This is a genomic window from Pseudomonas sp. WS 5410, from assembly GCF_012985645.1.
GTDB classification, from domain to species: Bacteria; Pseudomonadota; Gammaproteobacteria; order Pseudomonadales; family Pseudomonadaceae; genus Aquipseudomonas; species Aquipseudomonas shahriarae.
The window spans coordinates 42,610-68,718 of record NZ_JAAQWS010000021.1 but is presented as its reverse complement, the minus strand read 5'-3'; the positions used below and the strand labels follow the sequence as shown (position 1 = coordinate 68,718).

25 protein-coding genes and 1 pseudogene are annotated in these 26,109 nt (G+C 62.0%); 6 read left to right on the top strand and 20 right to left on the bottom strand.

The features are described 5' to 3' along the window. Positions 1–133 precede the first annotated feature (133 nt). Complete coding sequence (locus HBO24_RS24585) at positions 134–388, top strand: hypothetical protein (RefSeq protein WP_057959202.1); 255 nt, start codon at positions 134–136, stop codon at positions 386–388. An 80-nt stretch (positions 389–468) separates the two neighbouring features. Then, positions 469–705, top strand: a complete 237-nt coding sequence (locus HBO24_RS24580; protein ID WP_057439060.1) for a DUF2789 domain-containing protein — start codon at positions 469–471, stop codon at positions 703–705. A 7-nt stretch (positions 706–712) separates the two neighbouring features. On the opposite strand, the gene HBO24_RS24575 is transcribed toward HBO24_RS24580, so the two are convergent. The 12 genes from HBO24_RS24575 to iolC all read right to left on the bottom strand — a co-directional run bounded on the left by HBO24_RS24575 (position 713) and on the right by iolC (position 15,473). Next, positions 713–916: a hypothetical protein gene (locus HBO24_RS24575; protein ID WP_057439061.1), complete on the bottom strand. Its 204-nt coding sequence runs from the start codon at positions 914–916 to the stop codon at positions 713–715. A gap of 125 nt (positions 917–1,041) precedes the next feature. Continuing rightward, a complete protein-coding gene (locus HBO24_RS24570) occupies positions 1,042–2,637 on the bottom strand; it encodes a methyl-accepting chemotaxis protein (RefSeq protein WP_170060497.1) in 1,596 nt (531 codons plus the stop codon). Between the two features lie 186 nt (positions 2,638–2,823). Further along, positions 2,824–3,228 carry a TraR/DksA C4-type zinc finger protein gene (locus tag HBO24_RS24565; RefSeq protein WP_003214706.1) on the bottom strand — a complete coding sequence of 135 codons (405 nt, stop codon included), beginning with the start codon at positions 3,226–3,228 and terminating at the stop codon, positions 2,824–2,826. A gap of 404 nt (positions 3,229–3,632) precedes the next feature. Beyond that, positions 3,633–4,670, bottom strand: a complete 1,038-nt coding sequence (locus tag HBO24_RS24560; RefSeq protein ID WP_057439063.1) for an ABC transporter permease — start codon at positions 4,668–4,670, stop codon at positions 3,633–3,635. Between the two features lie 21 nt (positions 4,671–4,691). Further along, entirely contained in the window at positions 4,692–6,230 is a 1,539-nt protein-coding gene (locus HBO24_RS24555) for a sugar ABC transporter ATP-binding protein (RefSeq protein WP_170060496.1), read from the bottom strand. A gap of 62 nt (positions 6,231–6,292) precedes the next feature. Continuing rightward, a complete protein-coding gene (locus HBO24_RS24550) occupies positions 6,293–7,228 on the bottom strand; it encodes a sugar ABC transporter substrate-binding protein (protein ID WP_057439065.1) in 936 nt (311 codons plus the stop codon). Positions 7,229–7,592: 364 nt separating this feature from the next. After that, positions 7,593–8,639 carry a Gfo/Idh/MocA family oxidoreductase gene (locus HBO24_RS24545; protein WP_170060495.1) on the bottom strand — a complete coding sequence of 349 codons (1,047 nt, stop codon included), beginning with the start codon at positions 8,637–8,639 and terminating at the stop codon, positions 7,593–7,595. A 137-nt stretch (positions 8,640–8,776) separates the two neighbouring features. After that, positions 8,777–9,787 carry a Gfo/Idh/MocA family oxidoreductase gene (locus HBO24_RS24540; RefSeq protein WP_057439067.1) on the bottom strand — a complete coding sequence of 337 codons (1,011 nt, stop codon included), beginning with the start codon at positions 9,785–9,787 and terminating at the stop codon, positions 8,777–8,779. 19 nt (positions 9,788–9,806) lie between these two features. Further along, on the bottom strand, positions 9,807–11,738 hold the full coding sequence (iolD, locus tag HBO24_RS24535) for a 3D-(3,5/4)-trihydroxycyclohexane-1,2-dione acylhydrolase (decyclizing) (protein WP_170060494.1): 1,932 nt from the start codon (positions 11,736–11,738) through the stop codon (positions 9,807–9,809). A 25-nt stretch (positions 11,739–11,763) separates the two neighbouring features. Next, the gene (gene iolB / locus HBO24_RS24530) at positions 11,764–12,558 is read right to left on the bottom strand and encodes a 5-deoxy-glucuronate isomerase (protein ID WP_057959196.1); all 795 of its coding nucleotides are present in this window, start codon (positions 12,556–12,558) and stop codon (positions 11,764–11,766) included. Further along, positions 12,555–13,448 carry a myo-inosose-2 dehydratase gene (gene iolE / locus HBO24_RS24525; protein WP_057439070.1) on the bottom strand — a complete coding sequence of 298 codons (894 nt, stop codon included), beginning with the start codon at positions 13,446–13,448 and terminating at the stop codon, positions 12,555–12,557. Before iolE ends, iolB begins: the two co-directional genes overlap by 4 nt. An 87-nt stretch (positions 13,449–13,535) precedes the next feature. Further along, on the bottom strand, positions 13,536–15,473 hold the full coding sequence (iolC, locus tag HBO24_RS24520) for a 5-dehydro-2-deoxygluconokinase (RefSeq protein WP_170060493.1): 1,938 nt from the start codon (positions 15,471–15,473) through the stop codon (positions 13,536–13,538). Positions 15,474–15,714: 241 nt separating this feature from the next. Between iolC and HBO24_RS24515 the strand changes: the two genes are divergently transcribed. Beyond that, complete coding sequence (locus tag HBO24_RS24515) at positions 15,715–16,635, top strand: MurR/RpiR family transcriptional regulator (protein WP_057444762.1); 921 nt, start codon at positions 15,715–15,717, stop codon at positions 16,633–16,635. 141 nt (positions 16,636–16,776) lie between these two features. Here HBO24_RS24515 and HBO24_RS24510 read toward each other — a convergent pair whose 3' ends face one another. After that, a complete protein-coding gene (locus HBO24_RS24510) occupies positions 16,777–17,664 on the bottom strand; it encodes a hypothetical protein (RefSeq protein ID WP_057959194.1) in 888 nt (295 codons plus the stop codon). A 397-nt stretch (positions 17,665–18,061) separates the two neighbouring features. Between HBO24_RS24510 and HBO24_RS24505 the strand changes: the two genes are divergently transcribed. Then, the gene (locus HBO24_RS24505) at positions 18,062–18,745 is read left to right on the top strand and encodes a response regulator transcription factor (RefSeq protein WP_170060492.1); all 684 of its coding nucleotides are present in this window, start codon (positions 18,062–18,064) and stop codon (positions 18,743–18,745) included. After that, on the top strand, positions 18,723–20,108 hold the full coding sequence (locus HBO24_RS24500; RefSeq protein ID WP_170060491.1) for a HAMP domain-containing sensor histidine kinase: 1,386 nt from the start codon (positions 18,723–18,725) through the stop codon (positions 20,106–20,108). The genes HBO24_RS24505 and HBO24_RS24500 overlap by 23 nt, the downstream gene beginning before the upstream one ends. Before the next feature lie 19 nt (positions 20,109–20,127). Here HBO24_RS24500 and HBO24_RS24495 read toward each other — a convergent pair whose 3' ends face one another. The 4 genes from HBO24_RS24495 to HBO24_RS24480 all read right to left on the bottom strand — a co-directional run bounded on the left by HBO24_RS24495 (position 20,128) and on the right by HBO24_RS24480 (position 21,822). Then, on the bottom strand, positions 20,128–20,544 hold the full coding sequence (locus HBO24_RS24495) for an SRPBCC family protein (protein ID WP_057439074.1): 417 nt from the start codon (positions 20,542–20,544) through the stop codon (positions 20,128–20,130). A 71-nt stretch (positions 20,545–20,615) separates the two neighbouring features. Beyond that, positions 20,616–20,786, bottom strand: coding sequence for a metallothionein (locus tag HBO24_RS24490; protein WP_081044213.1), 171 nt, complete (start codon positions 20,784–20,786; stop codon positions 20,616–20,618). 90 nt (positions 20,787–20,876) lie between these two features. Then, the gene (locus HBO24_RS24485; RefSeq protein ID WP_057439075.1) at positions 20,877–21,332 is read right to left on the bottom strand and encodes a DMT family transporter; all 456 of its coding nucleotides are present in this window, start codon (positions 21,330–21,332) and stop codon (positions 20,877–20,879) included. Positions 21,333–21,336: 4 nt separating this feature from the next. Then, positions 21,337–21,822, bottom strand: coding sequence for a DMT family transporter (locus tag HBO24_RS24480; protein WP_170060490.1), 486 nt, complete (start codon positions 21,820–21,822; stop codon positions 21,337–21,339). 114 nt (positions 21,823–21,936) lie between these two features. Here HBO24_RS24480 and HBO24_RS24475 point away from each other — a divergent pair, with 114 nt between their 5' ends. Then, the gene (locus tag HBO24_RS24475) at positions 21,937–22,869 is read left to right on the top strand and encodes a LysR family transcriptional regulator (RefSeq protein ID WP_170060489.1); all 933 of its coding nucleotides are present in this window, start codon (positions 21,937–21,939) and stop codon (positions 22,867–22,869) included. A gap of 1 nt (position 22,870) precedes the next feature. On the opposite strand, the gene HBO24_RS24470 is transcribed toward HBO24_RS24475, so the two are convergent. The 3 genes and pseudogenes from HBO24_RS24470 to HBO24_RS24460 all read right to left on the bottom strand — a co-directional run. Further along, entirely contained in the window at positions 22,871–24,190 is a 1,320-nt protein-coding gene (locus HBO24_RS24470) for an Nramp family divalent metal transporter (RefSeq protein ID WP_057444760.1), read from the bottom strand. A gap of 38 nt (positions 24,191–24,228) precedes the next feature. Then, complete coding sequence (locus HBO24_RS24465; protein ID WP_170060502.1) at positions 24,229–25,785, bottom strand: DUF726 domain-containing protein; 1,557 nt, start codon at positions 25,783–25,785, stop codon at positions 24,229–24,231. 93 nt (positions 25,786–25,878) lie between these two features. Beyond that, a pseudogene (locus HBO24_RS24460) lies at positions 25,879–26,097 on the bottom strand (helix-turn-helix domain-containing protein); the annotation flags it as partial. Positions 26,098–26,109: the final 12 nt, after the last annotated feature.

The window sequence follows — 26,109 nt, the reverse complement described above, 5'->3', positions numbered from 1 at the left end:
CGACAGCCAAAAACCAAGGAAAAACGTTGGATGGAACCGAACGTGAGCTGCCGACAACAATATTAGAACAGCAACGCAGCTCAAAACCACCCGAAATGCTGCAAGCAGGTCAATAGATCGAAAGGAGCTGGTCATGCAACGAGTTCAACGCCAACCGACACAGACTTCCGGTGCCTTATCACGCAAGGATAGCGCGCTATTCTACAGCGTGTATGCCAATGGCGTGTGCGCAGATTTCGCCTTGTACCGCGTCGTCCCCGCGGGAAGGAATTTTTTCCATATCCTGGAAGTGCCCAGCGGCCGGATCAAAGGCTTTCGCAGTGATCACAACAAGGCCTGCGCCCTGGCCAAGGAACTGGAAGCCCTCCTCTGCCCCCCTGCCCGTTGAGGAGCGGCTGCAGCCAAATCGAACTATGCGCACTGGCACACCTCCCATACGAGTAGAAGCTCACTCTTTTGGAGAATGAAATGGACGCGCCAACGCACACCCTACACGACCTGTTCGAACAATTGGGCCTGGAAGCCTCGCCTGCAGCCATTGACAAATTTATCGGTGAACACCCCCTGCCAGAGGATGTGAAGCTGATCGACGCGCCTTTCTGGACCCCACAACAGGCGCAGTTCCTCAAGGAAGAGCTACGCGAAGATGCGGACTGGGCGATTGCCGTGGATGAGCTGAACCAGCGCCTGCATCAGAGCGCCTGACCGGCCCTCAGTGCAGGCGGTCTGATTGCTCGAGGTCCATCAGGGCCTGCCAGGCGGCGCGGCATTCCTGGGCTTCGTCGCGACTGGCGAAGGCCGTGCCGCGCTGTTCCCCGTTGAGCAACACCACCCAACAGGCGCGCAGGCCCAGCGCACGCAGGGTCTGTGGCACCCCACTGCCAATCATCACCGCCACATCGACTTTGTTTTGCATGGAAGTTCTCCGCCATATTAGTTAGCCAGCTAACGATATGCCGCATCTTAAGCGGTTCCTTTCACCGGAAAAAGCGACCGGCGTAAAAGCTTCCTTGCATAACACGCAACAATCCTGGCCAGGGTCTAGCGCGCCCCAGCCTGCCCTTCAGGCTTATAGCCCAGGCGCAAACCGCCCCAATGCCGGCCGTTGACCATGATCGGCACGGACAGATCGTGCATCAACTCCCCGGTGTCGCGGGTATAGGTTTGCAACAACACAGCCTGCTGGTGGCTGCCACAGCGGATCCCGGTGCGGTCTTCAAACTTGCGCTTGGTGCGATTGTTCACGGCATCAACCTGGGCATCCCCGGTCAGTGCCTGGGAAAACGCCTTGTTGTGCGTCGGCACATAGCCCTGTGGTGTGCAGGCAATCGCGAACACCAGCCCTTCATGACGGGGCAGCAAGGCTTCCTGGATAGCGGGCAAGACCTGATCGGTGTAGCCGTCGAAACGGCTGTGATATTTGGTCGGGTGGCTGTTGGCTATCGGCGTGTAGCTGCGATTGAACAGGTCATCGAGGCTGATGCGGTTCTGTTGGATATCCGCCTCGAACTGCGCGGCGATCTGCCTGGCGCCTTCGCGGGCGAGGTCGTAGATACGTTGGTGATAATCATCCAGACCGACTTCGGCCAGGCGCTCGCTGATGGTTTCGGCCTGCCCTTCCATTTGCACGGCGGCCTGGGCCAATTGCTGGGTCTGTTGGTCGCTGACGGTCAAGTCGCTGCGCATCTGCTCCACGGCATGGAACAGGCTGTCGAGTTGCGCACGGTTGGTCTCGGTGCCCTGGGCAATCTCGCTGACCTGGCCCTCCACACCCGCCGCCAACGTGGCAATGCTCTCCAGTTGCTCGCCGGCATGCTCCACTTGCTCGACGCCGGCCTGCAAATCCACGGACAGTTGGCGGATTTGCTCCACCACCTGGGCGGTACGCTGCTGGATATCCGCGACCATCACCCCCACTTCATCGGTGGCGGTCGCCGTACGGCCCGCCAGGCCGCGCACTTCGTCGGCCACCACGGCAAACCCGCGCCCATGCTCACCGGCGCGGGCGGCTTCAATGGCGGCATTCAAGGCCAACAGATTGGTCTGGCTGGCAATCGACTGAATCACCAGGGTCACGCGCTGGATTTCTTCGCTGCGCTGACTCAGGGCCTCGATCAATTGCCGGCTGTCGCTGGCACGCTGGCTGAGCTGATGCATGCGGCTGATGGATTCCCCCAGCACCGCACGCCCTTCGGTGCTGCGCTGATGGGCCTGGCCGGCCGCCCCCAGGGCCTCGCGGCTGAGCTGGGAAGTGACTTGCTCGGTGCCAATCATCACTTCGGCACTGCTGACGATCTGCTGGGCCGCGCTCAATTGCGATTGCAACCTGGCGGCCAGTTGCTTGACCGAATAGGCCACGCCAGCGGCCGACAGCGCATTATGGCTGGTGGTGTAGGACAGATCGCGAGTCAACGCGCCAATGGCATCCTCGCTGACATCAGGCGCAGGGCTGCGGGCCGGCCTTTTCAGGCACGGCAGCCAGATCAGCAACAGGGCCACGGGCAGGCAGAGGTAGATCGACAGGTTGGCGAACGCCAGGCCCGACAGTATCAGCACCAGGGCGATGCTTTGCAGCAGCGGAGTCACCCAGCCACGCAGCCGGCGGTTCACCGTGTGCGGCACCACGGCGGCGCCCATCAGAGATCCATCCCCGGCCATGCTTGTCACCCCCTGCTTGTCATTATTGTGTCTGCATTAAACGCCACTATCTGGCCATTATCTATGGGCCTTTGGTGTTAGGGCTTGCAGCAGATCAATAGACGGGGGGATGACACGCGGGGATCTGTAGGGGCCGGCTCGCCGGCGCCTACAACATCAAACAGATCAGGCCTGGCGCTGATGCTTGTCGATTTGCTCGTGGCGCTCTTGCGCTTCGATGCAGTACTTGGTGGTCGGGCTGATCAGCAGGCGCTTGAGGCCGATAGGCTCGCCGCTGTCGTCACACCAGCCAAAGGAATCTTCCTTGATACGGCCCAGGGCCTGTTCAAGTTGCGGCAGCATGCGCTGGTCGCGGTCGATGGCGTTGACCAACCAGGTGCGCTCTTCTTCAACCGAGGCGGCGTCAGCCGGGTCAGCCGGGGTGTCCAGGCTTTCAATGGCGATGCGGTTTTGCTCAATGCGCTCGTGGTGCTCGACTTTCATGTCTTGCAACAACTTCTCGAAAAAAGCGTGCTGCTCGGCATTCATGTAGTCATCCGCCGGCATGGCCAGCAACTTTTCCTTTGTCATTGATTTCTCTATAAAAAATACGTGCATTAAGGCGAATAAGGGAGCGTTCCGGCCAACCTCTGGAGGTCGGGGAAAGACGCCGTCCATTCCAAGCGCCACCCGGCACTCAATTTACGAGGGGCGGCAGTCTACGGCCGACTTGAGGGCGCAGCAACTGAAATGACAGGCAATTTGTCCGACATTCCCCTAAAAGGCACCAGGACGGGCTTGGCAGGCGGTTATCGGAGTGCGTTTATAGCAAGAAATTCAGTGTCGTGGAGCTATATAGAAGACAAACGGTTATGTGGAAGCGGGCTTGCCCGCGATAGCGGTGGGTCAGTTGATAGATATTTGACTGACCCATCGCTATCGCGGGCAAGCCCGCTCCCACACAAACAAGCCCCACTTTTTGATTCAAATCTCGCTCAGCGCTTGAGTTTGCGCTTGTTGCGATACTGGTCGATCACCACCGCCACCACGATGATCAGGCCCTTGATGATGTCCTGGATATAGGCATCCACCCCGACGAAGGTAAACCCACTGGCCATCACCCCGAGGATCAGCGCGCCAATCACCGTGCCGGTGATACGCCCCACCCCGCCCGCCAGGCTGGTGCCGCCGATGACCGCAGCCGCGATCGCGTCCAGCTCATAAGACATGCCCATCCCCGCCTGCCCGGTAGCCGCCCGTGCCGAGGCAACCACACCCGCCAGCCCGGCCAGCAGCCCGGCGATGCTGTAGACGATGATCAGGTGGCGCTTGACGTTGATCCCCGAGGTGCGCGCCGCCTGCATGTTGCCGCCGATGGCGTAGGTGTATTTGCCGTACTTGGTGTAGCGCAGGGCAATGTGGAAGATCACCGCCACCACCAGAAAGATGATCACCGGCATCGCGCCATGGCCGATGGCCGTGTAGGAATCCGAGAGCATGCTCACCGGCTGGCCTTCGGTGTAATAACGTGCCAGGCCACGGGCCGAGACCATCATGCCGAGGGTCGCAATAAACGGCGGGATGCCGGTAATGGCGATGATGCTGCCATTGATTGCCCCCGCCAGCAGGCCCACGCCCAGGCCGGCGACCACCGGGATCCACACCGGCAAGTCCGTCAGCGATGGAAACACCGCCCGGGAAAAGTCCGAGGTCTGCGCCAGACTCGCGGCGATCATCGCCGACAACGCCAGCACCGAGCCCGAGGACAGGTCGATCCCCGTGGTGATGATCACCTGGGTCACGCCAATCGCCAGCAAACCGATGATCGACACTTGCAGGATCATCAGCACCAGGCGCTGGGAGTTCATCAAAAAGCTCTGGTCCCGCACGATCCAGCCAAACAGTTCGAACACCAGGCCGATACCGATCAGCACCAGGAAAATGCTCAGTTCGGTAGGGAACCGCCGCCGGCTCTTGACCGGTGCCGCGGCGGGCTTCTTTTCCTCGGGTTTGCTTTCCAGTATTGCGTTCATTGCCCGTCACCTTTTTATTCGTTAGTGGACTGCCGTCATACCGGAAGCCAACTGCATGACTTTTTCCTGGGTGGCCTCGGCCCGATCCAGGGTGCCCATCAAATCGCCTTCGTGCATGACCATCACCCGGTCGCTCATACCCAGCACCTCCGGCAGCTCCGAAGAAATCATGATCACCGCCATGCCTTCACTGGCCAGGAAGGCAATCAAGCGGTAGATCTCGGCCTTGGCGCCGACGTCGATACCACGGGTCGGTTCGTCAAGGATCAACAGCCGTGGATTGGTCATCAGCCAACGTGCCAGCAGGGCCTTTTGCTGATTGCCACCGGACAGGGTGTCGATGCACTGCTCAAGGGAGGGGGTTTTCACCCGCAGTTTCTTGCACATGTCTTCGCACAAGGTGCGCAGGGCTTTTTGCTGGATAAAGCCATTGCCCGAGTAATGGGGCAGCACGGCCATTTCCATGTTTTCCAGGACCGACAGGCACGGGAACAGGCCACTGAGCTTGCGGTCCTCGGTCAATAGTGCAAACCCCTGCTTGATGGCCATATGCGGGTCGCTGATGCGCAACGCCTGGCCGTCGAGGCGGATCTCGCCGCCGTCGCTGGGGGTAATGCCGAAGAGCGTTTCCGCCACGTTGGTGCGGCCCGAGCCCATCAGCCCGGCAATACCGAGGATTTCGCCGGCATGCAGATCAAAGGACACGCCCTGGAACACTCCGTCCAGGCGCAGGTCGCGCACCGACAGCAACAACTCGCCGATGGGCGTCTCGCGCACCGGGAACAACTGGCTCAATTCGCGCCCGACCATCATCGAGATCAGGCTGTCGCTGTCCATGCTGTCGGCCCGTTGCAGACCGATGTAGGCGCCATCGCGAAACACTGCCACTTCATCGGCGATGGCGAACACTTCATTCATTTTGTGGGTGATATAGATGATGCCTTTGCCCTGGGCCTTGAGGTCGGCAATGATCGAAAACAGGTGGGCCACTTCCTTGTCGGTAATCGCCGACGTCGGCTCATCCATGATCAGGATGTCCGAGTCGTAGGACACCGCCTTGGCAATCTCCACCATCTGCCGCTCGGCAATGCTCAGGTTGCCGACCTGCTCCTCTGGGTCCAGGTTGATCCGCAGGCGCGCCAGCAACTCGGCAGTGCGGCGATGCATGGCGCGGTGATTGACCAGGCGTAGGCCGTTGAGCTGTTCGCGGCCGATCCAGATGTTCTCGGCGATGCTCATATGGGGCATCAGGTTGAGCTCCTGGTGGATCATCGCGATGCCCGCCTGCAAGGCGGCCAGAGGCGTGTCAAACACCACCGGCTTGCCCCGCAGGCGGATTTCCCCGGCGTCGGGCTGGTAGATGCCGGCGATGATTTTCATCAGCGTCGACTTGCCGGCGCCGTTCTCTCCCATCAGTGCCAGGACTGAGCCTGGGCGCACCCGCAGTTGCACATCGTCCAGGGCCACGACGCCGGGAAAGCCTTTGCTGATATGGGCGATTTCCAACAGGTAGGGTTGTTCTACACCTGCGGGCTGCACAGCAGTCGCTTGAACAAGCATATCGGGGCTCCATCGGCAGGGCGGCTGTGACCACCCTGCCCGCTTATTGTTGTGATTGAACGCTACTTGAATGACGCGACGTTGTCCGGGGTGATCAGCTGGAAAGGCACCACGACGTTTTGCTCGACCGCCTCGCCCCTGGCCATTTTCACGGCCGCCTCCACCGAACCGATCGCCTGCCCCTTGGCATCCTGGAACACCGAGAGCGCCATCTCGCCCTTGGTGATCGCATTCAACCCGTCGGGCGTGCCATCGACGCCGCCAATCAACACGCTGCCGGGTTTCACCCCTGCGGTTTTCAAGGCCATGGCGGCGCCAATTGCCATTTCGTCGTTGTTGGCCACGACCGCATTGAACTCGCGGCCCTGGGTCAGCCAATCGTTCACCAGGGTCATGCCCTTGTCCCGCAGCCAGATCCCGGTCTGTTCCTGTTCAATCTTGATGTCCGGGTATTTGTCGAGGATCTCCTTGACGCCCTTGGTGCGATTGGTCGTCGAGTTGTTGGCCAGGTCACCCAGCAGAATCACGATTTTGCCTTTGCCGCCCAGCTTCTCGGCCACGTACTGCATTTGCAGCCTGCCGGCCTCGACGTCATTGGACGTCACCGTCACCACCCCTTTGGGCAGATCGGCCTGATCCGGACGACGGTTGACGTAGACCAGCGGGATACCCGCCGCCACCGCCGCTTTAGTGATGCGCGCGGTGGAGGCCGTATCCACCGGGTTGACCACCATGGCATCGACTTTCTGGCTGATAAAGTTCTCGACCTGGCTCAGTTGCTTGACCACGTCGGCACGGGCGTCCTCGAACTGCAGTTGCACAGCATCGCCCTTGGGGTAGGACTTGGCTTGCTTGTCCATATCCTCACGCAGGTAGGTGAGGAAGGTGTCGTCGAACTGCGACATGCTGACGCCAATCTTGATATCGGCGGCTGAAGCCACGCCACTGCCGAGCATCATCGACAAGGCCAGCGAGGCGAAACGGATCTGGGTCTTCATGAACGGTCTGTCTCCACTTTCTTGTTGGTTTTCTGGACGTAGCGTTTATCAGAGCGAGGGGGCTGCGGCAGGCAGCCGGACCACCGGCGCTCCCGGAATGCAGCACACCAGGGCACCCTTGCTTTCCACGCAAAGGACGTTGAGAAAAGAGAAATAGAAGGGCCGTGCGCGGGGCAGGAAGGCAGAACGTAACACTCGCAGTACAGCGCTGAAGATTTTCATCTGACGGTACCTGGTTGTTTTATCTTGTTTTTGTTGAGTCCCCCGGTCCCCTTATAAAGGAAGGACGAGATGGACTTTCGGCAACCTGGAAATGACTTTATTGGAAAATAATTTCCATATCAACTCATTTTAGAATTTTATTCTATTTCCATTCTCCGCCTTCCATCGTCACCATCTCCACCACTTGCCGGCGCTCGGCGCTGAGCCGGGCGGCATCCAGCACACGCGTGGTTTCCCAGGCATCCATGGCCTGCACCGGCAGCGCGCCCTGGCCCTGGATTGCACTTTGCAACTGGCGATAGAACTGGTTCCAGGCGCCCTTTTCCGAGGGGATACGCTCGCGCTCCGCACCTTGCTCGAACCAGCCCCAGCGTCGATGTTCTTCGGCGCCCCAGTGCTCGCCTTCGGTCTTCGGACTTTTGCCGGCCAGCAGCGCTTGCTCCTGGCCGTCCAGGCCGTCGACGGTGTAGCAGCCCGCCGTGCCATTGACCCGAAAACGCGGGCCCTGGCAGTTTTGCAGGGCGCTGCCCCACAGGTGGGAAATCACCCCGTTGGCGTGGGTCAGGCTGACAAAAAAGCCATGATCGAGGGTGGGGTGCTCGGCGCTGTACTGCAATTGTGCATACACCCGCTCCACCGGGCCAAACAGTTGCAGGGCCTGGTCCACCAGGTGACTGCCCAGGTCACGCAGGAACCCGCCACCGCTGGCGTTGCCCAGGGCCTGTGGGCTGTAGCGCTCCACCCGGGACTCAAAGCGGGTGATGCTGCCCAGGGCGCCGGCGTCGATCAGCTTGCGCAGGGTCAGGTAGTCCGAGTCCCAACGCCGGTTCTGGTAGACGCTGAGTGCTACCCCCTCGCGTTCGGCGGCGCTAATCAGCGCCAGGGCCTGCTCGGCATTGCTGGCGAAGGGTTTGTCGCTGACCACCGCCACACCGTACTCAATGGCCTCCAGCACCAGGGCCGGGCGCCCTTTGAGGGTGGTGGAAATCACCAGCACCTCCACCCCGGCTTCGACGATCTGCGCAATGCTTTCGAAGGCCGGCACCCCGGGATGCTCCGTCGCCAGTTGCTGGCGGCGCTCGGGGGAGCGGGTCACCACGCCGACAAACGTCGCCCCGGGCAATGTGGCGATCAGCGGGGCATGAAAAAAACGGCCGCCATGGCCGTATCCAACCAGTCCGATTCGCATGAACCAACTCCTTCTTGGAATGGAAACCCAGTCAAAAAATGTGGGAGCTGGCGTGCCTGCGATAGCGGTGTTTCAGGCCCTACATCTGTTGCTGATCCACCGCTATCGCAGGCAAGCCAGCGCCTACACTGACCGCACTAGCCGTAGAATGCCGGGCGCTGCGGCAGGCTGACCGCAACGATCTGCCCACTGCCCTGGGCCTCGATACACGCGTCCGCCGCCACCGCAGCGGCAAAGCCATCCCACGCCGAAGGCCCACCTACCTGGCCGGCCCGCACGCCATCAATAAAGGCCTGCAACTCGACGTCATAGGCCGCGATAAAGCGGTCTTTCCAATCCATCAGAATCGCATTCGACAGCTTGGCGCCGCTGCGCAATTGCACCTGGGACGGCTCTGGCAATTTGGCAATGCCGGTCTCCCCCACCACCTCGCACTGAATGTCGTAGCCGTACTGGCAGTTCACAAACACTTCCACATCAATCCGCGTGCCCCTGGCGGTTTCCAGCAGCACGATCTGCGGGTCGCGCAAATGGCTCAGGGCCTTGCTGGTTTTACGCGGGAACACCACCTGCACCGACACATAGTCATCGGCCAGCAGCCAGCGCAACACGTCCAGCTCGTGGATCAAAGTGTCGGTGATGGCCATGCTGGTGTTGTAGTTCTCACCCACGCTCGGGTTGCGGTGGGCGCAATGCAGCATCAACGGTTCGCCGATCTGGCCGCTGTCGAGCACCGCCTTGAGGGCCTGGTAGCCCTGGTCATACGGGCGCATAAAACCGACCTGGACCAGGCGTTTGCCGTGGGCCACTTCCGCCTCGACGATCTTGCGACAGCCCTCGGCGGTGACGGCCAGGGGTTTTTCACAGAACACCGGTTTGCCGGCCGCGATAGCCGCCAGCACAAATTCCTCATGGCTCGGCCCCCAGGAGGTGACCAGCACCGCCTCAACCTGCGCCGAATGGATCAGCGCATGACCGTCGGCGTACACCTCGGCGTTCAGTTGCAGGTCAGCCACCACCTGGGCCGCCTGCTCAAGGTTGATATCGGTGACCGCCACCACCTGGCTGTTGAGCAAGGTCTGGCTGCAGCGGCGGATATGGTCCCGGCCGATAGCGCCCGTACCGATCACACCCAGCTTCAAAGACATGGCAACACTCCTCTTATTGTCAGTACTGCCGGGCCTTGGCCAGGCGTTCATTAAGTTGTTTGGCGCAGGCGTTGGTGCGTTCGCTGGTGGAGACCTGCGCCACACCGACCCGCCACCACGACAGGTAGCCGTGAATCATGGTTTTGGGCAGCACCTTGATATCAATCAGCGTCGACACGCTTTGCGCGCGTGCATCGGCCAGCGCGGCGTGCAGTTGTTCCACGGTCGTGACCTTGTAGGTCTTGCAGCCATAGGCCGCCGCGCTCATGGCGAAATCCACCGGCACCAGGCCGCCATCGAGCTTGCCGCTGTCGGGGTTGCGGAAGCGGAACTCGGTGCCGAAGCTGTCCATGCCATTGCCCATCTGCAGGTTGTTGATGCAACCGAAGGCCATGTTGTCCAGCAGCACCACATTGATCTTGCGCCGCTCCTGGATCGAGGTCGCCAGCTCCGAATGCAGCATCATGTACGAGCCATCGCCGACCAGGGCATAGACCTCCCGCGCCGGCTCGGCCAGCTTCACGCCCAGGGCCGCATTGATCTCGTAGCCCATGCACGAATAACCGTACTCGACGTGGTAAGTGTTGACGCCCTTGCTGCGCCAGCTGCGCTGCAAATCACCCGGCAGGCTGCCGGCGGCGGCGACAATCACCGCATCGTCGGCCAGGGTTGCGTTGAGCACGCCGAGCACCTGGCTCTGGGTCAGGCAGGAACCGGTCAGCTCGATAAATTCGCGCAGCACCGCCGGATCTATATGGTCGTTGACCTCTGGGGTGAAGTCGGCGTCGGTGTAGCGCGCCTGATGGACCCGGTCCACCTCGGCATCCCCCTGCGCACGGGCCTGGCGTGGCTGCTCGCCCCATTGCGTGGCGTAATCGCCCAGCGCGTCGGCCAATGCTTGCAGCCCGACCTTGGCATCTGCCAGCACCTGGACCCCGTCGAGTTTCAGTACATCGCCGGGGCTGATATTGAGGTTGAGAAACTGCACCTCGGGATGCTGGAACAGCGACTTGGAGGAGGTAGTGAAGTCGGTATAGCGCGTGCCAATGCCGATGATCAGGTCGGCGTCCCGAGCCAGCAGGTTGGCGGCCAGGCAGCCGGTTTCGCCGATACCGCCAACATTCAGCGGGTGGCTGGAGACGATGGCGCTCTTGCCGGCCTGGGTCTCGGCAAAGGGGATCTGAAAGCGCTCGGCAAAGGCCTGCAGCGCGGCATTCGCGCCGGAGTACTTGACCCCGCCACCGCAGATAATCAGCGGTTTGCCCTTGGACTTGAGCAGCGTGACAGCGTCGCGCAGCATCGCTTCGGTGGCCGGGCGGCGCTCCAGACGGTGCACGCGCTTTTGCAGGAAATAATCGGGGTAATCCCAGGCCTCGGCCTGCACGTCCTGGGGCAAGGCCAGGGTCACCGCGCCGGTTTCGGCCGGGTCGGTCAAGACACGCATGGCGTGGATCGCCGCACTCATCAACTGCTCGGGACGGTTGATGCGATCCCAGTACTTGCTCACCGCACGAAACGCGTCGTTGGTGCTGATGCTCAGGTCATGGAATTGTTCGATCTGCTGCAACACCGGGTCCGGCTGGCGGCAGGCATACACATCGCCGGGTAGCAGTAACAAAGGGATGCGGTTGGCCGTGGCGGTGGCGGCGGCGGTCAGCATATTCGCCGCGCCGGGGCCGACCGAAGCGGTGCAGGCGTAGACCTTGCGCCGCAGATGCTGCTTGGCAAAACCAATCGCGGCATGGGCCATGCCCTGCTCGTTGCGGCCCTGGTGCACCACCAGGTCGCCACTGTCTTGCTCCAGGGCCTGGCCCAGGCCCAGCACATTGCCGTGGCCGAAGATGGTGAACACCCCGGCGACAAACTTGCTCTGCACGCCATCGACTTCGATGTACTGGTTATCGAGGAACTTCACCAGGGCCTGGGCCATGGTCAATCGGGTGGTGGTCATGTTGGGTCCCCTCGGCGCCTACGGGTTAAAGATCCAGCAGCCAACTGTGCTGCGGGTCATTGTGAAAGTGCCAGGCGCGCTTGGGGCCGGCCATCACATTCAAGTAATAGGACTCGTAGCCATAGGGCACGCTGACGGGGTGATAGCCCTTGGGCACCACCACCAGGTCGTGGTTTTCCACGGCCATGGCCTGGTCGATGCTGCGGTCGTCGGTGTACACCCGCTGGAACACAAAGCCCTGGGACGGGTTGATCTGGTGGTAATAGGTTTCTTCAAGAAAGCTCTGGTGCGGCAAGTCATCGGTATCGTGCTTGTGCGGCGGGTAGCTGGAAGAGTGCCCGGACGGCGTGCGCACCTCCACCACCAGCAGCGAATGGGCCGGCTCGCTGTCGGGCAGGATGTCGCAGACATAACGCGTGTTGGCGCCCTTGCCACGCACGCTGCGCCGACACTGCTCAGGGCGGATCAGCCGGGGCGTGAAACCGCCGGCCGTGGCGCCCGGCGCGGCGCAGACGGCGATCTGCACATCGCTCAGGGCGGTCACCTGGGCAAGGGTGCCCGGTGGCAGGTAGGCGGCGAACGGCGATTTGTCTTCAAATACCGATTGGCGATCACCCAGGTTCTGCCAACTGAACCCTTCGCCCTCGATCGTGACCCGGCCACTGAGCAGCACCAGGCACAGCTCGTTGTCGTCGGCGCTGACCGGCAGTGTTTGCCCCAGGCTCAGGCGGTAAGCGGCAAACCCTACATATTCCAGGCGCCCCTCTGGCAGTGCGACCATGGTTGGCCCGCGCGGGGTGCTTTTGACCAGCAGGCTCATTGTGCAGCCCTCGCATCCAGCAGCGCGCGCAAGGTATCAAAGCCTTTTTTCGCATAGATATAGCTGGGTGCCACGGCCGGATCCTGCTCGGCTTCCACCACCAGCCAGCCACGGTAGCCGGCGCCCAGCAGCACATCCAGCAACTCGGCGAAATCGATATCGCCATCGCCCGGCACGGTGAAGGTGCCATTGACGATGCAGTCGGGGAAGCTCCACAGCTGGTTGCGCGCCAGTTGCACCACCGCTTTGCGCACATCCTTGAAGTGCACATGGCACACACGCCCCAGATGCTTGCGTAGCACCTCGACCGGCTCGCCGCCGCCCATATAGCAGTGCCCCGAATCGAACAGCAGGCCGACCTCCGGGCCGGTGAGGCGCATCAGGGTGTCAATGTCCTCCGGGGACTCGACGTACGCGCCCATATGATGGTGGTAGGCCAGGCGCACGCCCTGGGACAGGGTAAAACGCGCCAATTCGGTGAGTTTGTCGGCATAGGCTTGCCATGCCTGCTCGCTGTGAAAGCGCGGGCGTTCGATCAGGCGGATCGGCGAGCCCTGGATCGAGTCGGCTACTTCGCCGTAGACCAGCACCGTGGCGCCGTTCTCGCGTAGCAGTTGCACATGGCTGGCGATGGCGTCGATTTCCTCGGCCACCGAGCGTCGGGCCAGGCGGCTGGAGTACCAGCCGGAGACCAGTGCCAGGTCGTAGGGGCGTAACACATCGCCCACGCCCTTGGCGTCCTTGGGGAACTTGCCGTTGAGTTCAAAACCTTCGTAGCCGATGGCCTTGCCTTCGCTGAGCGCGGTGCTCAAGGGCGTTTCGCCGCCCAGGGCCGGCAGGTCGTCGTTACTCCAGGAGATGGGGTTGATGCCAATACGGATTGCGGGCATGGCTGCACCTTTTATTGTTTTAACCTTAAGGCTGCTGATATCTGCTTCTGTGGGCGCTGGCTTGCCAGCTCCCACCTTTGAGCGTGTTTAAATTCTGGAGCTGCGCCAAGCCTGGATCAGTTGTTCGAAGGTTTGCTGCACCTGCTGGATCAGGGTTTCATCATCAATCTCCCCCGCCATCCACGCCCTGCTCGGCTCCTGGAAAATCGTCCGACCCACGGCAAACCCGCGACAGGTCCGGCTCTGGCTGGCCTGCTGGAACCCCTCGGCCAACGCTTGCGCCGAGGCATTCAGGCCCAGCAATACCACGCCCCGGCAATAAGGGTCGCGCTCCTCGATCAGCTCATCAAGCTGCTGCCACTGCTCGGCACTCTGCGCCTCGATCTTCCACCAGGCCGGGTAGATGCCCAGGTTGTACAGGCGCTTGAGGCTGCGATAGAGCACATCCGGGTAGGTCGAGGGATGATCCTTGGGCGGCACCACTTCCAGCAGCAGTTCATGGCCACTGGTTTGCGCGGCCTGATACAGGGCCTTGAGCTGCGCCTCCTGCTCCAGGCGAAGCAGCGGCTCGTCGTCGGGGTGAAACTGCACCAGGCACTTGATGATCTGCTCCTGGGGCCAGGCAATCAGGTTGCTGCCGATCGAGCGGCCATGTTCGAACGCCAGCGGCCGCGAACCCTGTACCTCTACCGGGCGCGCCACCCACCAACCACGGCCGGTGGCGGCGTTCAGCGCATCCTGGCCGAAACGCTGGTCGGCCAAAATGCCCACATCGGCCTCCACCCCCTGCTCGCCCAGCTTGCTCTCCACACGCTCCACTGCCTGGATAAACAGCTGCTTGATCGCGCTGACCCGCGCCGGGTCCTGGCCGCCTTTTTGCGCCAGTTCCAGCAATTGCCAGCGATGGTCAAAAGCGAACACAAACAGCTGCTTCCAGGTTCTGCGCGGCACACTGACCTGATGCAAACGCTGCAGTACCAAATCCTGATCCGGCCGGGTGATAGGCACCGGGCTGTTGAACAGATACTCAAGCTCCGCCGGGGTCGGCATTGCCGGGGCGCAGGCATGGCGCGACACCACCAACCCGCCGCAGGCATTGGCCAGTTGGCAGCAACGCGCGTCACCGGCGTCGTTCAACCAGCCACTGAGGAAGCCCGACATAAACGCATCGCCGGCGCCCAGCACATTCAGCACTTCGACGCGCACGCCGGGATAGATCGCACCGTCTTCGAGGCGCGCCGGTATATCCCCATGAATCACCGTGCACCCTTGCGGGCCGAGCTTGACCACCAGGGTCGCCGCCGTCAGTTGGCGCACGTTACGCAAAGCGCTGAGCAGGTCGTGGCTGGCACCGGCAATCAAAAATTCCTCTTCGGTGCCGACAATCAGGTCAAAGCGCGGCAGGATGCCTTGCAGGTGCTGGCTGACGTTCTGGTCGGCGACAAAACGCGTCTCGCCGTCAGCCTTGCCTGCCAGGCCCCAGAGCACTGGGCGGTAGTCGATATCCAGCACACGCTTGACGCCGTGCTGCTCGGCGTAATCCAGGGCCTGGAGGCTGGCCTGGTACACGCCGTCGGTGGAGAAATGGGTGCCGGTGATCAGCAGCGCCTTGCTGCTGGCGATAAAGGCTTCGCGAATGTCCTCGGCACGCAGGGCCATGTCGGCACAGTTTTCGCGGTAGAACACCAGGGGGAAGGTTTCGCGGTCCTTGAGGCCGAGCAGGACCATGGCGGTCAGGCGCTGCGGGTCGAGCGTGATACCGCTGACATCACAGCCCTCGCGCGCCAGGGACTCTACGAGGAAGCGCCCCATATGATCGTCGCCGACCCGGCTCAGCATCGCCGACTTAAGCCCCAGGCGCGCCGTACCGAAGGCAATATTGGCGGACGATCCACCCAGGTACTTGGCGAAACTGGTGACATCTTCCAGCCGCGCCCCGACTTGCTGCGCGTAAAGATCGACGCCCATGCGTCCAAGACAAATCAGATCCAATTGACGACCACTGGCAAAACGAGTCTGGCCCATGCTGGCTCCTGTTATTTTTATCAGCCCGCGCCTGCCATCGTGACGGCGACGCTCTTGGTGGATGCAGACTAGGACGTCCGGCGCCATCAATCAATATTTATTCTATAAATTTTTTATGTGGAATATATTTTCCATTAAGATATTTTTTGCCGCCTTCCCTGTAGACTTGTGCCCATTGACCTATTGTCAGGGGCGACGTGCCAGCCGCATGCTCCGTAAGAACAAGCCATAAGGATTGCCTATGTCCCGCACCGATCAGCAGGCTCCCGCCGAGACCGAGGTCACCGAGGTTCTCGCCAGTCCTCCGATCAATGCCGAGCGTCTGTTGCAGTTGATCACCGATGAATACGAAAGCCTGCCCCGCCAGCTCAAGCGCATCGCCAGCTATATGAGCCAGCAGAGCGATCGGATCATGGTCGACCGCATCAGCGATATCGCCCGGGAATGCGAAGTTCACCCTTCGGCCATCGTGCGGTTTTCCCAGCGCTTTGGTTTCAGCGGCTTCAGCGAAATGCAGGCGCTGTTTCGCGAGGCGTATACCCACAAGACCACGCCGGTGCAGAACTACCAGCAGCGCATCCGCAGCATGATCGCCAACAAGTCGCAGAAAGCCAGCGGCGGCGACCTGGCCCGTGAATGCGTGAATGCCACGTTGTCGGGCATCGAGCGCCTGGGCCTGGAGCTGGACGACGCGGCCTTCGAGAAAGCCGTGGACCTGGTGGTCAACGCCGACAATATCTATGTGGTCGGCGTACGCCGCTCCTTTGCGGTGGCCGACTACCTGGTCTACAACCTGCAGCACACCAACAAGCGTATCCACCTGGTCTCGGGCCTGGGCGGCAGCTACCGCGAACAGATGCGCAGCGTGCGCGCCAATGACTTGGTGATCGCGATCAGCTTCACGCCCTACGGCAAGGAAACCCAGCACTGCCTGCGTATCGCCCAGCACCACCAGGCCAAGACGCTGATCATCACCGACAGCAACCTGTCACCGCTGGCCAAGCGCGCCAACACGGTGCTGCTGGTCAATGAAGGGTCGTCGTTCGCGTTCCGCTCGCTGAGTGCCACGCTGTGCCTGTGCCAGGCGCTGTTTATTGCGGTGGCGTACCGGCTGGAACTGAAGGTTGATGAGATTCACGAACAGGTAGGGTTTGACGACTAAAAAAGGCCGCCCTGCCATGCAGGAGCGGCCTTGATCAAGCGGGTACGCGGGTTAGTGCATGAAGATCGCGATCAGGATAATGACCGGGATCGGCACACCGAGGAACCACAGCAGTAATGAGCGCATGACGTTCTCCTTGAGTTAACGAATGGTTTCCAGATACACCACGGCGTCGCGGCGGCGACCGCCGAAGGTGGCGGCGAAACTGGCGAAGAAAGCACCGAGCAACAGTGCGACGAAGGTCCACAGCGAGGTCACGGCGGCGATTTTGCTGGCGGTGTCGGCGGCCTGCCTGGCTTTCAACTTGGCCTCTTCCAGGGCTTTGCGGGCGTCACCGTAGACCTGGTCGACGCGCCGTTCGGCATCGGCCTGGCTGAGGTTGGTGCGCTGGCTGATCAACTGCGCCAGGTAGGCACGGTCCTGCGGGGCCAACTGGCCGTCATTGCCCAGGGTGCGGGCGAAGATCCGCGCCACCACCCCATGCACTGCGTCATCACTGGCGGCTGCCGGGCGATCATCGCGGAACAGGCTGTCAACGTAATAGCCGAAATCGTCGCCATTGGCCGCATTGCCGGCGGCCTGGGTCAAGCCGCTGGCTGCGCCCGAGGCCACACTCGCACCGGCCTGCACCCCACCACCGACGATGCTGCTGACCGAGCCGACCACCAGGGTCGCGGTCACCAGCGTGGCCACGGCCCAGGCGAGAAAACCATGGGCGGTGTCGCGAAAGTACACCTCATCGCCATGCATATTGGCCCACTTGACCCGCAGCCGACCGGCGAGATAACCGCCCAGTCCCGCCGCGACAATCTGGGTGAAGGCCAGCCAGACAATCGTGGAAATGCCCAGGCCCTTGGCGCTGATGCCACTGTCGGCCCACGGCGACACCGCCGAAAAGCCCAGGCCGAAGCCCAGCAGCACCAGGACCAGGGACAACGCAGCGGCGGCCGCAGCCCCGGCAAAGATCGCCCCCCAGGAAACCCCGGAGAGCGTGCTCGACTCTTGCAAAGTGGATGAGGATGTCATCATTGTTGTTGTGCTCCAGGCATTGAAAAATGGTGTTACATCTGTCGAAACGGACAGTGCAGACGCCGTGCCAGTCGCCTTAAAAATAAAAACCCATTAATTTCAATCAGATAAGCAAGTTGAACTTCCAAGAATCATGCAACTTGCAAGAACCAGGCATAGAGGGCGGGCGTTATGCACTCCCAGGACCGGCACCGCCAACCCCTGTGGGAGCGGGCTTGCCCGCGATGGCGGCGTGTCAGTCACCGAATGCTTGGGCTGATCTACCGCTATCGCGAGCACGCCGGCTCCCACATTTGACCGAGGCGACCTTGAGAATGGCCTACATGAATTTTCTTTTAGAAACCTCGCTGGCATTTCTTGGCAAAATGCCCCACTCCCGTGTGACCAGGTAACCTGTATGACCCGCATTTTGACCATCGAAGACGACGCCGTGACGGCCCGCGAGATCGTCGCTGAGTTAAGCAGTCATGGACTGGACGTGGACTGGGTCGACAACGGCCGCGAAGGTCCGACGCGGGCAGTCAGTGGCGATTACGACCTGATCACCCTCGATCGCATGCTCCCGGAGCTCGATGGCCTGGCCATTGTCACCACCTTGCGCACCCTCGGCGTGTCGACGCCGATCCTGATGATCAGCGCCCTCTCCGACGTGGATGAACGGGTACGAGGCCTGCGCGCCGGTGGCGATGACTACCTGACCAAACCCTTCGCCTCCGACGAGATGGCTGCGCGGGTCGAGGTGCTGCTGCGCCGCAACAACGCGGTCAAGGCCGCGCAAACCGCACTGCGCGTGGCTGACCTGGAACTGAACCTGATCAGCCGCGAAGCCAGCCGTGCCGACCAGCCGCTGAGCCTGCTGCCGACCGAGTACAAGTTGCTGGAATTCCTGATGCGCAACACCGGGCAGATCCTCTCGCGGATGATGATCTTCGAGGAAGTCTGGGGTTATCACTTCGACCCGGGGACCAACCTGATCGACGTGCACATTGGCCGCCTGCGCAAGAAAATCGACCCGCCGGGCCTGACGCCGCTGATCCGCACGGTACGAGGTTCGGGCTATGTCATTGCTGAACCCGTCTAACGGCTGGCGCTCGTCCAGCAGCCGTCTGCTGGCACTGTACAGCTCGCTGTTCGTGGCCTGGAGCTGCATCCTCATGGGGGTGCTGTATTACGAGGTCTCGGGTTATCTGGGCGACCTATCGCGCCACTCGCTGATGCAGCGTCAGCATCTGTTCCAGCGTTTCAACGGCGCGCAACTGGATGAAGCCCTGGCCACCAGCATGACCTTCGATATGAAGGGCATGGATGCCTATGGCCTGTTCGATGGGCAACAACGCCCCCTCAGCGGCCCGCTCCAGCAGATCCCCGCAGGCTTGCCCCTGGACGGGCGCATCCATGCCTTGGCCAACTGCATCGAATCGGATGACCCGAAACTGCCCCGGGGCAGCTGCGACGCCGTGGCAACCCACACCCAGGATGGCCGCTGGCTGGTGCTGGTGCGCGACAACGGCTCGTTGCTGGGCGTGACGCGGATCATCCTGCAGGCCCTGCTCTGGGCGATCTCCCTGACCATCATCCCCGGCGTCGCCGGCTGGCATCTGCTGCGCCGGCGCCCTTTGCGGCGGATTCGCGGGATCCAGGCCAGCGCCGAAGCCATCGTCGCCGGCGACCTGACCCACCGCCTGCCGCTGTCCAACCGCCGCGATGAACTGGACATGCTCGCGGCCATCGTCAATGCCATGCTTGAGCGCATTGAAAAGCTGATGAACGAGGTCAAGGGCGTGTGCGACAACATTGCCCACGACCTGCGCACCCCACTGACCCGCTTGCGTGCGCAGCTGTACCGGATCAAGCAGCAGACCGATGAAGGTTCGCCGCAGGCCCTGCAGCTTGATGAAGTCATCAGCGAGACCGACACCCTGATGGCGCGCTTTCGCGGCCTGTTGCGCATCTCCGAGCTGGAAGACCGTCAACGACGCTCCGGTTTCCTGGTCTTCGATCCCCTGCCCTTGCTCCAGGAACTGCATGATTTCTACCTGCCACTGGCGGAAGAAGGCCAGTTGGAGCTGCTGCTGCAAGTCCCCGACTCATTGCCGCCGATCACCGGTGACCGCGCACTGTTGTTCGAGGCCCTGGCCAACCTGCTGAGCAATTCGATCAAGTTCACCCCGTCGGGCGGCGAAGTGATTCTGCGCGGGCTCGACCAGGCGGGCAGTGCGCGCATCGAGGTACTGGACTCCGGCCCGGGAATCCCGGAAACGGAACGTGCGGCGGTATTCCAGCGGTTTTACCGGGTCGACGGTGGTCAGCAGGGCAGCTTTGGCCTGGGCCTGTCGATTGTAGCGGCGATCGTCAACCTGCATGGCTTCGGCCTGGAAGTCGGCAGTAGCGAGCGTGGGGGCGCGCGGTTGACCCTGGAGTGCCGCGCACAACAGCCGCTGTAGGAGCCGGCTTGCCGGCGGATCAGGCCGGGAAGTTTTTGCGCAGGGCCTCGACGCCGCCGGTGTAGACGCCGCTGAACAGCTCTTCCACCTCGGCATCCGTCACACCGGCAATCGGAGTGAACACACCCGACCAAGTGACTTTGGCCGAATGCTCACCCAGCGCTTCAACCTGCAATGTCGCCAAATAGGCACTGACCGGAAACGGCGATTCGCTGATGGTGTAGCTGTAGGTGCGCGCAACGTTGTCAAAGGTCTGCAAGTGCTCGACCACCACGGCGCCATCCGCCGTTTGCAGGTGACGCACGCGCCCGCCTTCACCCGGCTCGCTCTTGGCAATCAATGGCAGCCAGTCAGGCAACGAGTTGAACCCGCCGACCAGTTGCCAGACTTGATCGGCCGAGACCGGGATTTCAATGACAGCAGCTGCTTTGGCCACGATAAAACTCCACGACAGGGGAAAAAGTCAGGCAGCTTACGCTGCCTGGTGGTGTTGGCGCTATTGGCCGATCAGCCATGGGCCGACTTGGCACACTCGCAGCCGGTCGCCGATTCGCACGGCTCACCATGGGCATGGTGCTCGGCACAACCCTGGCAGCAATAGCCCTTGCCGTCTTTGATCACAGCGTTCGGCCCCAGTACACATTTGCAATGCGGGCAAGCACAGGTTGGATCTGGCATGTTAAGACTCCTTTTTCATGGTCGTCCTGGTGCAGCGAATGCTGGCACCTTAAGCAGTGACTCCCGCCCGCCACCCAAGGTTCAGCGCCGTTAATCAGCCTGGCGTGCACTGCTGCGGTACATGAACACCAGTGCCAACGCCAGGCACAGCATCGCCAGCACCCGGCTGCCGGACAGTTCGATGGCGGTGTTGCCCAGCCAGCCGAAGTTGTCGATCAGCATGCCCATGGCCAATTGGCCGACGATCACCGCGACCGTCGCCACCGCCGTGCCCACGATCGGCACCGCACCGACCATCACCATCATGTACACCACACCGAACAACGCCCCGGTCAGTTGCCACTTGGGCACCTCCAACAGGCTGACGGCCTGGGCCGGCTCGAAGAACAGGATCAGCAGGCCAGTCACCAGCGTGCCCACCGAGAACGTCACCAGGCTGCTGCGCAGCACACCGACGGTTTGCCCCAGGCGCCCATTGATCGCCGCCTGCACACTCAACACCGCGCCGGCGGCAACCACCAGCACCAACAATAGAAGCAGATTCATTGCCTTAACCCCGCGCAATCAAAACAAGAGCCACCACAATCAACAGCAGCGCAATCCAGCGTTCACCGTTGACCCGCTTGCGGGCAGTGCCGAACCAGCCAAAGTGGTCGATCAGCACACTCTTGCCGACCTGCCCGGAGAGGATCGCGATCATGGTCATGGCAATGCCGATATGGGGCGTGGCCAGGGTCAGCACCACCACATACATCGGCCCCAGGAACCCACCGATCAGCTGCCAGCGCGGCAGCTCGTTGAGGGCCGGACCTTGTTGTGGGCCGCTGAACAGCAGCAGCAACAGGAGGATCGCCGTGCCCACCGCGAAGATGCTCAAGGTCGCCCATAAGTGCCCCACCTGGGCACCCAACGGCCCCAGCAACCCGGCCTCCACCGACAGGCCCATGCCTGCCAGGATCACCAGCGGCAACAGCAGCAGCCCCAGGCGGTTTTTCGGTAGGGCCTGGGTCGCGACCTCAAGAGAAGAACTTTGCATACAGCACCTACAGGTCAGAAGAACAATGACGCGCATTATCCGGTGGCACACCTGTGCGATAAATAGGAGCATGCGGACAACACCTTTGCGCAATACGCACAGCATGGAGTGACGATGCAGGGCTTCAACGAGCTGAGTTTCAAGGCGCTACGCCTGTTTGTCGCGGTGCTGGACCACGGCAGCTTCTCTGAAGTCGCACGCCGCGAAGCCCTGGCGCCCTCTTCCATCTCCCGGCAGATCCAGTTGATGGAACAGGCCCTGAGCCAGCAATTGCTGTATCGGCATACCCGTGCGGTCAGCCCCACGGAAGCCGGGCGCTTACTCGGGCATCATGCGCGCTTGATGCTGCAACAGCTGGAAGAAGCCGGGCAGGCCCTGCAGGAACAGGAAAGCGAGCCCAGCGGCCTGGTGCGCATCAATGCGCCCATGGTGTTCGGCCAGCGCCACCTGTCACCCTGGCTGGCCGAGTTGTGCCAGCGATACCCCAAGCTGCAACTGGATATCCAGCAGACCGACACCTACGTCGATCCCCTGCAGGAAGGCGCCGACTTGTTGTTCCGTATCGGTGTGCTCAACGATTCCGGAATGCAGGCGCGTATTTTCGCGCCCCAGCGCTACCGGATCGCCGCCAGCCCCGACTACCTGGCGCGCTTTGGCACCCCACGCCATCCCGATGAACTGCTCAATCACCAGTGCCTGGCGTACAAGGGCGTGAACGGCCAGCAGCGTTGGTTCTTCCGCCGCGCCCAGGACGACTGGACGCCCTATACGGTCAAGGGCCCGATCACCGGCAACCACGCCGACACCCTGGCGCGCGCCGCCGAACAGGGCCTGGGGTTAGTGGTGTTCCCTTCGTGGCTGATCGGCGACAGCCTGCGCGCCGGACGCTTGCAGGCGGTGCTGACCGAATATGAAGTGGCCACCACCCTGGAGCCGCAGCAGATTGCCGCGCTGTGGCCCGGCAGCCGGCGGTTGTCGGTGAAGGTGCGCACGGTCATCGACTTCTTTGTCGAACGCTTCGGCAGCGTGCCCTACTGGGACCGCTGACTCAGAACAGCCACTGGCCGATCAGCCAGGCGTTGGCGCCGCTGATCACACTAAACAGGCTCCAGGCCAGGATCCTGGTGGGCAGGCGATTGACGAACGGCCCCATCAGTTGCCGGTCGCCGGTCATGCGGATCAACGGGTACAGGGCAAAGGGCAACTGCAGGCTGAGCACCACCTGGCTGAGGATCAGCAACTTGCCAATGGCATCATCGCCCATCAACCACACCCCGAGAAACGCCGGGATCAGCGCCAGGCCACGGGTGATCAGGCGGCGTTGCCAGCAAGGAATACGCAGGTTGAGGTAACCCTCCATGATCACCTGGCCGGCGATGGTGCCGGTGAAGGTCGAGCTTTGCCCGGACGCCAGCAAGGCAATGCCGAACAGGATACTGGCAAAGGCGCCGCCCACCAGCGGGTCCAGCAGGTGGTAGGCATCCTGGATTTCCACGACCTCGGTATGACCGCTCTGGTGGAATGCCGCGGCGGCCAGCACCAGGATCGCCGAGTTGACAAGCAAGGCCAGGGCCAGGGAACCGATGGTGTCGATACGCGCCAGCTTGACCGCGTCCTGGCGGCTGGCCAGGTCTTTGCCGAACAGGCGGGTTTGCACGATGGACGTGTGCAGATACAGGTTATGTGGCATCACGGTGGCCCCGAGGATACCAATGGCCAGGTACAACGGCGCCGCATCGCTGATCGCCGAGAGCGACGGGGTGAAGCCACGCATGACATCCGGCCAATAGGGTTTGATCAACACCAGTTCGACAAAGAAACACACACCGATGGTCGCCACCAGCGCCAGCATGATCGCTTCCAGGCGCCGGAAGCCGCGGTTTTGCAGGGCCAGGATCAGCAGCGTGTCAAACGCGGTAATGACAATACCGGTGGTCAGCGATACCCCCAGCAACAGGTGGAACGCCAGGGCGCAGCCGAGGACTTCGGCCAGGTCGGTGGCGATAATCGAGATTTCCGCCAGCACCCATTGCGTGCGCGCTGAACGCCGGCTGTAGCGCTCGCGGCACAGCTGCGCCAGGTCCTTGCCGGTGGCGATGCCCAGCCGCGAACACAGGCACTGCACCGCCATCCCCGCCAGGCTGGCGAGCAACACCACAAACAGCAGGTTATAGCCATAGCGCGACCCGGCCTCGATGGCCGTGGCCCAGTTGCCGGGGTCCATGTAGCCGATGGAAATCAGCAGGCCGGGACCGGCAAACTGCAGCACCCGTTTGAAAAACGGCGCACGGGGATCGACGGGGATGGTGCCCGCCACTTCCGGAGGGCAAAACGGGGCGGTCGCAATTTTCGGCAGGCTGAATTTCACGCGGGGTACCCGGCAGACACACAAGACAAGGACGCAGCTTAGCAGTCAGGCGAGACCGTGCGCATCAGCGTTTCCCGGGGCAGATCAAGCGCCTCGACCACCTGCACCACCAGGTCCATTTCCTGATTCAACGCCTCGCGCTCCATGCGCTGGCGAATCACCCCCAGCACCAGCACCGCCAGGGTCGTGATGGAGTACGCCGGCCCGGAAAACGCCCGTACCCCGCTCACCAGCAGCATGGCCGCCGCCAGCGCCTGCCCCACCACCGGAATCGCCGTGGCCGCACCGCGCCGCAGGATAAACCCGGTCAACCCGGCCAGCGCCGTTCCGCTCAAGGCGGTGGTGGCCGAGCGGCCGACATCGAAACGGTGGAAAAACCCCTGTTCCTTTTGCGCGGCGGCCCGGAGTTCGGCCTCGAACACCTGGCGGTCGGCCTGGCTGAGTTTGTCCTTGTACTGTTCGATGAGGGTCTCGGCGACCCGCTCTTCCAGGCTCACCAGGGCCACGCTGTCGATGGGCTGGTCAAACTTGATACCGACGCGCAGGGCCACGTCCTGGGCCAATTGGCGGTAACTCACGCCGTGCCCACGGGCCAGGTTCATAAAGCTGTCACCGCCCATGCGCTGCAACTCGATGGCCAACTGCAGTGGGTCGCGCACATCCGCAGCGATGGTCGCACTGCGCTTGGCGGCCATCAGCTCGGCGAGGAACTGCAACTCTGGCGCCCGGGCCTGGAGCAGCACCGGATACAGGTCCACATCCTCTTCGGCAAAGCGCACCTCGGCACTGCGCTGGTCCGCACGGATCATGCCCCGGCGCTCTTGCAGCAAGTCGGTGTACTGCACCACGGTCTGCAACTGCGGCCAGTAGGCAGCGTGGTCGAACGTGACCAGATGCACATTGGTCACTTTGCCCTTGAGGGATGGCGTCAGGGGGATGGCATAGCGGCCAATACAGCGCTCGGTATCCGGCTTGAGCGCCAGGGCCCAGTCCTTGCTGGAGTGGCAATTGATCACGCGCCCCTTGAGCGGTGCCGACACCTGCTCCCAGGGGCTGGACGTGCAAATCGCCCCGCCCATCAACAACAGGTGATTGAGGGGCAGTTCCCGGGCCAGCTCCGGGCTGGCCAACAGGCTCTTGACCAGCAGGCGTGCGCCCAGGGAGTGGCCGATCAGGTTGATCTGACGGACCTCGATCGACTCGGCGTGCAGGTAGTTGGCCAGCTCCGCCAACAGCGTCCTGGCCACCTCGTCCACCCGCGCCTCGACACTTTTGTAGTGATCGAGAAAATAACCCACCGCCTTGCCCAGACCCACGGTCGCCGCGCCCAGGCTGCCGCCGCCGAGCATCGAGGCAATGATGTCCTTGAAGGGGGCGAAGAGGTTTTCCAGGAAATGCCCGGCCGGCCAGAACAGCATCAGGTTGGTCGAACCCTCGATCCCCGCCAGCTGCGCCTGGAAACTGGCCAGTTGTTGCTGGTTGAAAAACGCAGAATAACCATGGACATAGAGATTGAGCACCTGCCCCTGGGGCTCGCCGCACAGCACGAACGAGGGCTTGCGGGTGCGGTGCATTTCATCCCACTGGTGTTGCATGAGGCGTTGGCTCCTGGTGAAAACGCAGGGCGATAGTAACAAGAATTGGCGCAGGACCTGGCCCTGTAAAGGACTGCATCCAGCACAATAGGTGGCGAAGTTGTCGATCTTGACCTGCCCGTCCGGGAACGTCGCCCGGATGTAATTGCGCAAGGTGCTGATGTACCTATCGGTACGACGCTCCATCTTGGAAACCGCCGCCTGGTTGATATCTAATGCCTTGGCCAGGCTTTCCTGGCTCAACAGGCGCTGGCGCAATGCGTCGTGCCTTGGCAAAAATTCAGATTCAACAGCGTAAAAGCGCGCTCTAATAGCGCCCTGTCG

Bases quoted from the DNA above. Each gene is read 5' to 3' on its own strand.
- HBO24_RS24585 (WP_057959202.1), top strand. From the start codon at position 134: ATGCAACGAGTTCAACGCCAACCGACACAGACTTCCGGTGCCTTATCA.
- HBO24_RS24580 (WP_057439060.1), top strand. From the start codon at position 469: ATGGACGCGCCAACGCACACCCTACACGACCTGTTCGAACAATTGGGC.
- HBO24_RS24575 (WP_057439061.1), bottom strand. From the start codon at position 916: ATGCAAAACAAAGTCGATGTGGCGGTGATGATTGGCAGTGGGGTGCCA.
- HBO24_RS24570 (WP_170060497.1), bottom strand. From the start codon at position 2,637: ATGGGCGCCGCCGTGGTGCCGCACACGGTGAACCGCCGGCTGCGTGGC.
- HBO24_RS24565 (WP_003214706.1), bottom strand. From the start codon at position 3,228: ATGACAAAGGAAAAGTTGCTGGCCATGCCGGCGGATGACTACATGAAT.
- HBO24_RS24560 (WP_057439063.1), bottom strand. From the start codon at position 4,670: ATGAACGCAATACTGGAAAGCAAACCCGAGGAAAAGAAGCCCGCCGCG.
- HBO24_RS24555 (WP_170060496.1), bottom strand. From the start codon at position 6,230: ATGCTTGTTCAAGCGACTGCTGTGCAGCCCGCAGGTGTAGAACAACCC.
- HBO24_RS24550 (WP_057439065.1), bottom strand. From the start codon at position 7,228: ATGAAGACCCAGATCCGTTTCGCCTCGCTGGCCTTGTCGATGATGCTC.
- HBO24_RS24545 (WP_170060495.1), bottom strand. From the start codon at position 8,639: ATGCGAATCGGACTGGTTGGATACGGCCATGGCGGCCGTTTTTTTCAT.
- HBO24_RS24540 (WP_057439067.1), bottom strand. From the start codon at position 9,787: ATGTCTTTGAAGCTGGGTGTGATCGGTACGGGCGCTATCGGCCGGGAC.
- iolD (WP_170060494.1), bottom strand. From the start codon at position 11,738: ATGACCACCACCCGATTGACCATGGCCCAGGCCCTGGTGAAGTTCCTC.
- iolB (WP_057959196.1), bottom strand. From the start codon at position 12,558: ATGAGCCTGCTGGTCAAAAGCACCCCGCGCGGGCCAACCATGGTCGCA.
- iolE (WP_057439070.1), bottom strand. From the start codon at position 13,448: ATGCCCGCAATCCGTATTGGCATCAACCCCATCTCCTGGAGTAACGAC.
- iolC (WP_170060493.1), bottom strand. From the start codon at position 15,473: ATGGGCCAGACTCGTTTTGCCAGTGGTCGTCAATTGGATCTGATTTGT.
- HBO24_RS24515 (WP_057444762.1), top strand. From the start codon at position 15,715: ATGTCCCGCACCGATCAGCAGGCTCCCGCCGAGACCGAGGTCACCGAG.
- HBO24_RS24510 (WP_057959194.1), bottom strand. From the start codon at position 17,664: ATGATGACATCCTCATCCACTTTGCAAGAGTCGAGCACGCTCTCCGGG.
- HBO24_RS24505 (WP_170060492.1), top strand. From the start codon at position 18,062: ATGACCCGCATTTTGACCATCGAAGACGACGCCGTGACGGCCCGCGAG.
- HBO24_RS24500 (WP_170060491.1), top strand. From the start codon at position 18,723: ATGTCATTGCTGAACCCGTCTAACGGCTGGCGCTCGTCCAGCAGCCGT.
- HBO24_RS24490 (WP_081044213.1), bottom strand. From the start codon at position 20,786: ATGCCAGATCCAACCTGTGCTTGCCCGCATTGCAAATGTGTACTGGGG.
- HBO24_RS24485 (WP_057439075.1), bottom strand. From the start codon at position 21,332: ATGAATCTGCTTCTATTGTTGGTGCTGGTGGTTGCCGCCGGCGCGGTG.
- HBO24_RS24480 (WP_170060490.1), bottom strand. From the start codon at position 21,822: ATGCAAAGTTCTTCTCTTGAGGTCGCGACCCAGGCCCTACCGAAAAAC.
- HBO24_RS24475 (WP_170060489.1), top strand. From the start codon at position 21,937: ATGCAGGGCTTCAACGAGCTGAGTTTCAAGGCGCTACGCCTGTTTGTC.
- HBO24_RS24465 (WP_170060502.1), bottom strand. From the start codon at position 25,785: ATGCAACACCAGTGGGATGAAATGCACCGCACCCGCAAGCCCTCGTTC.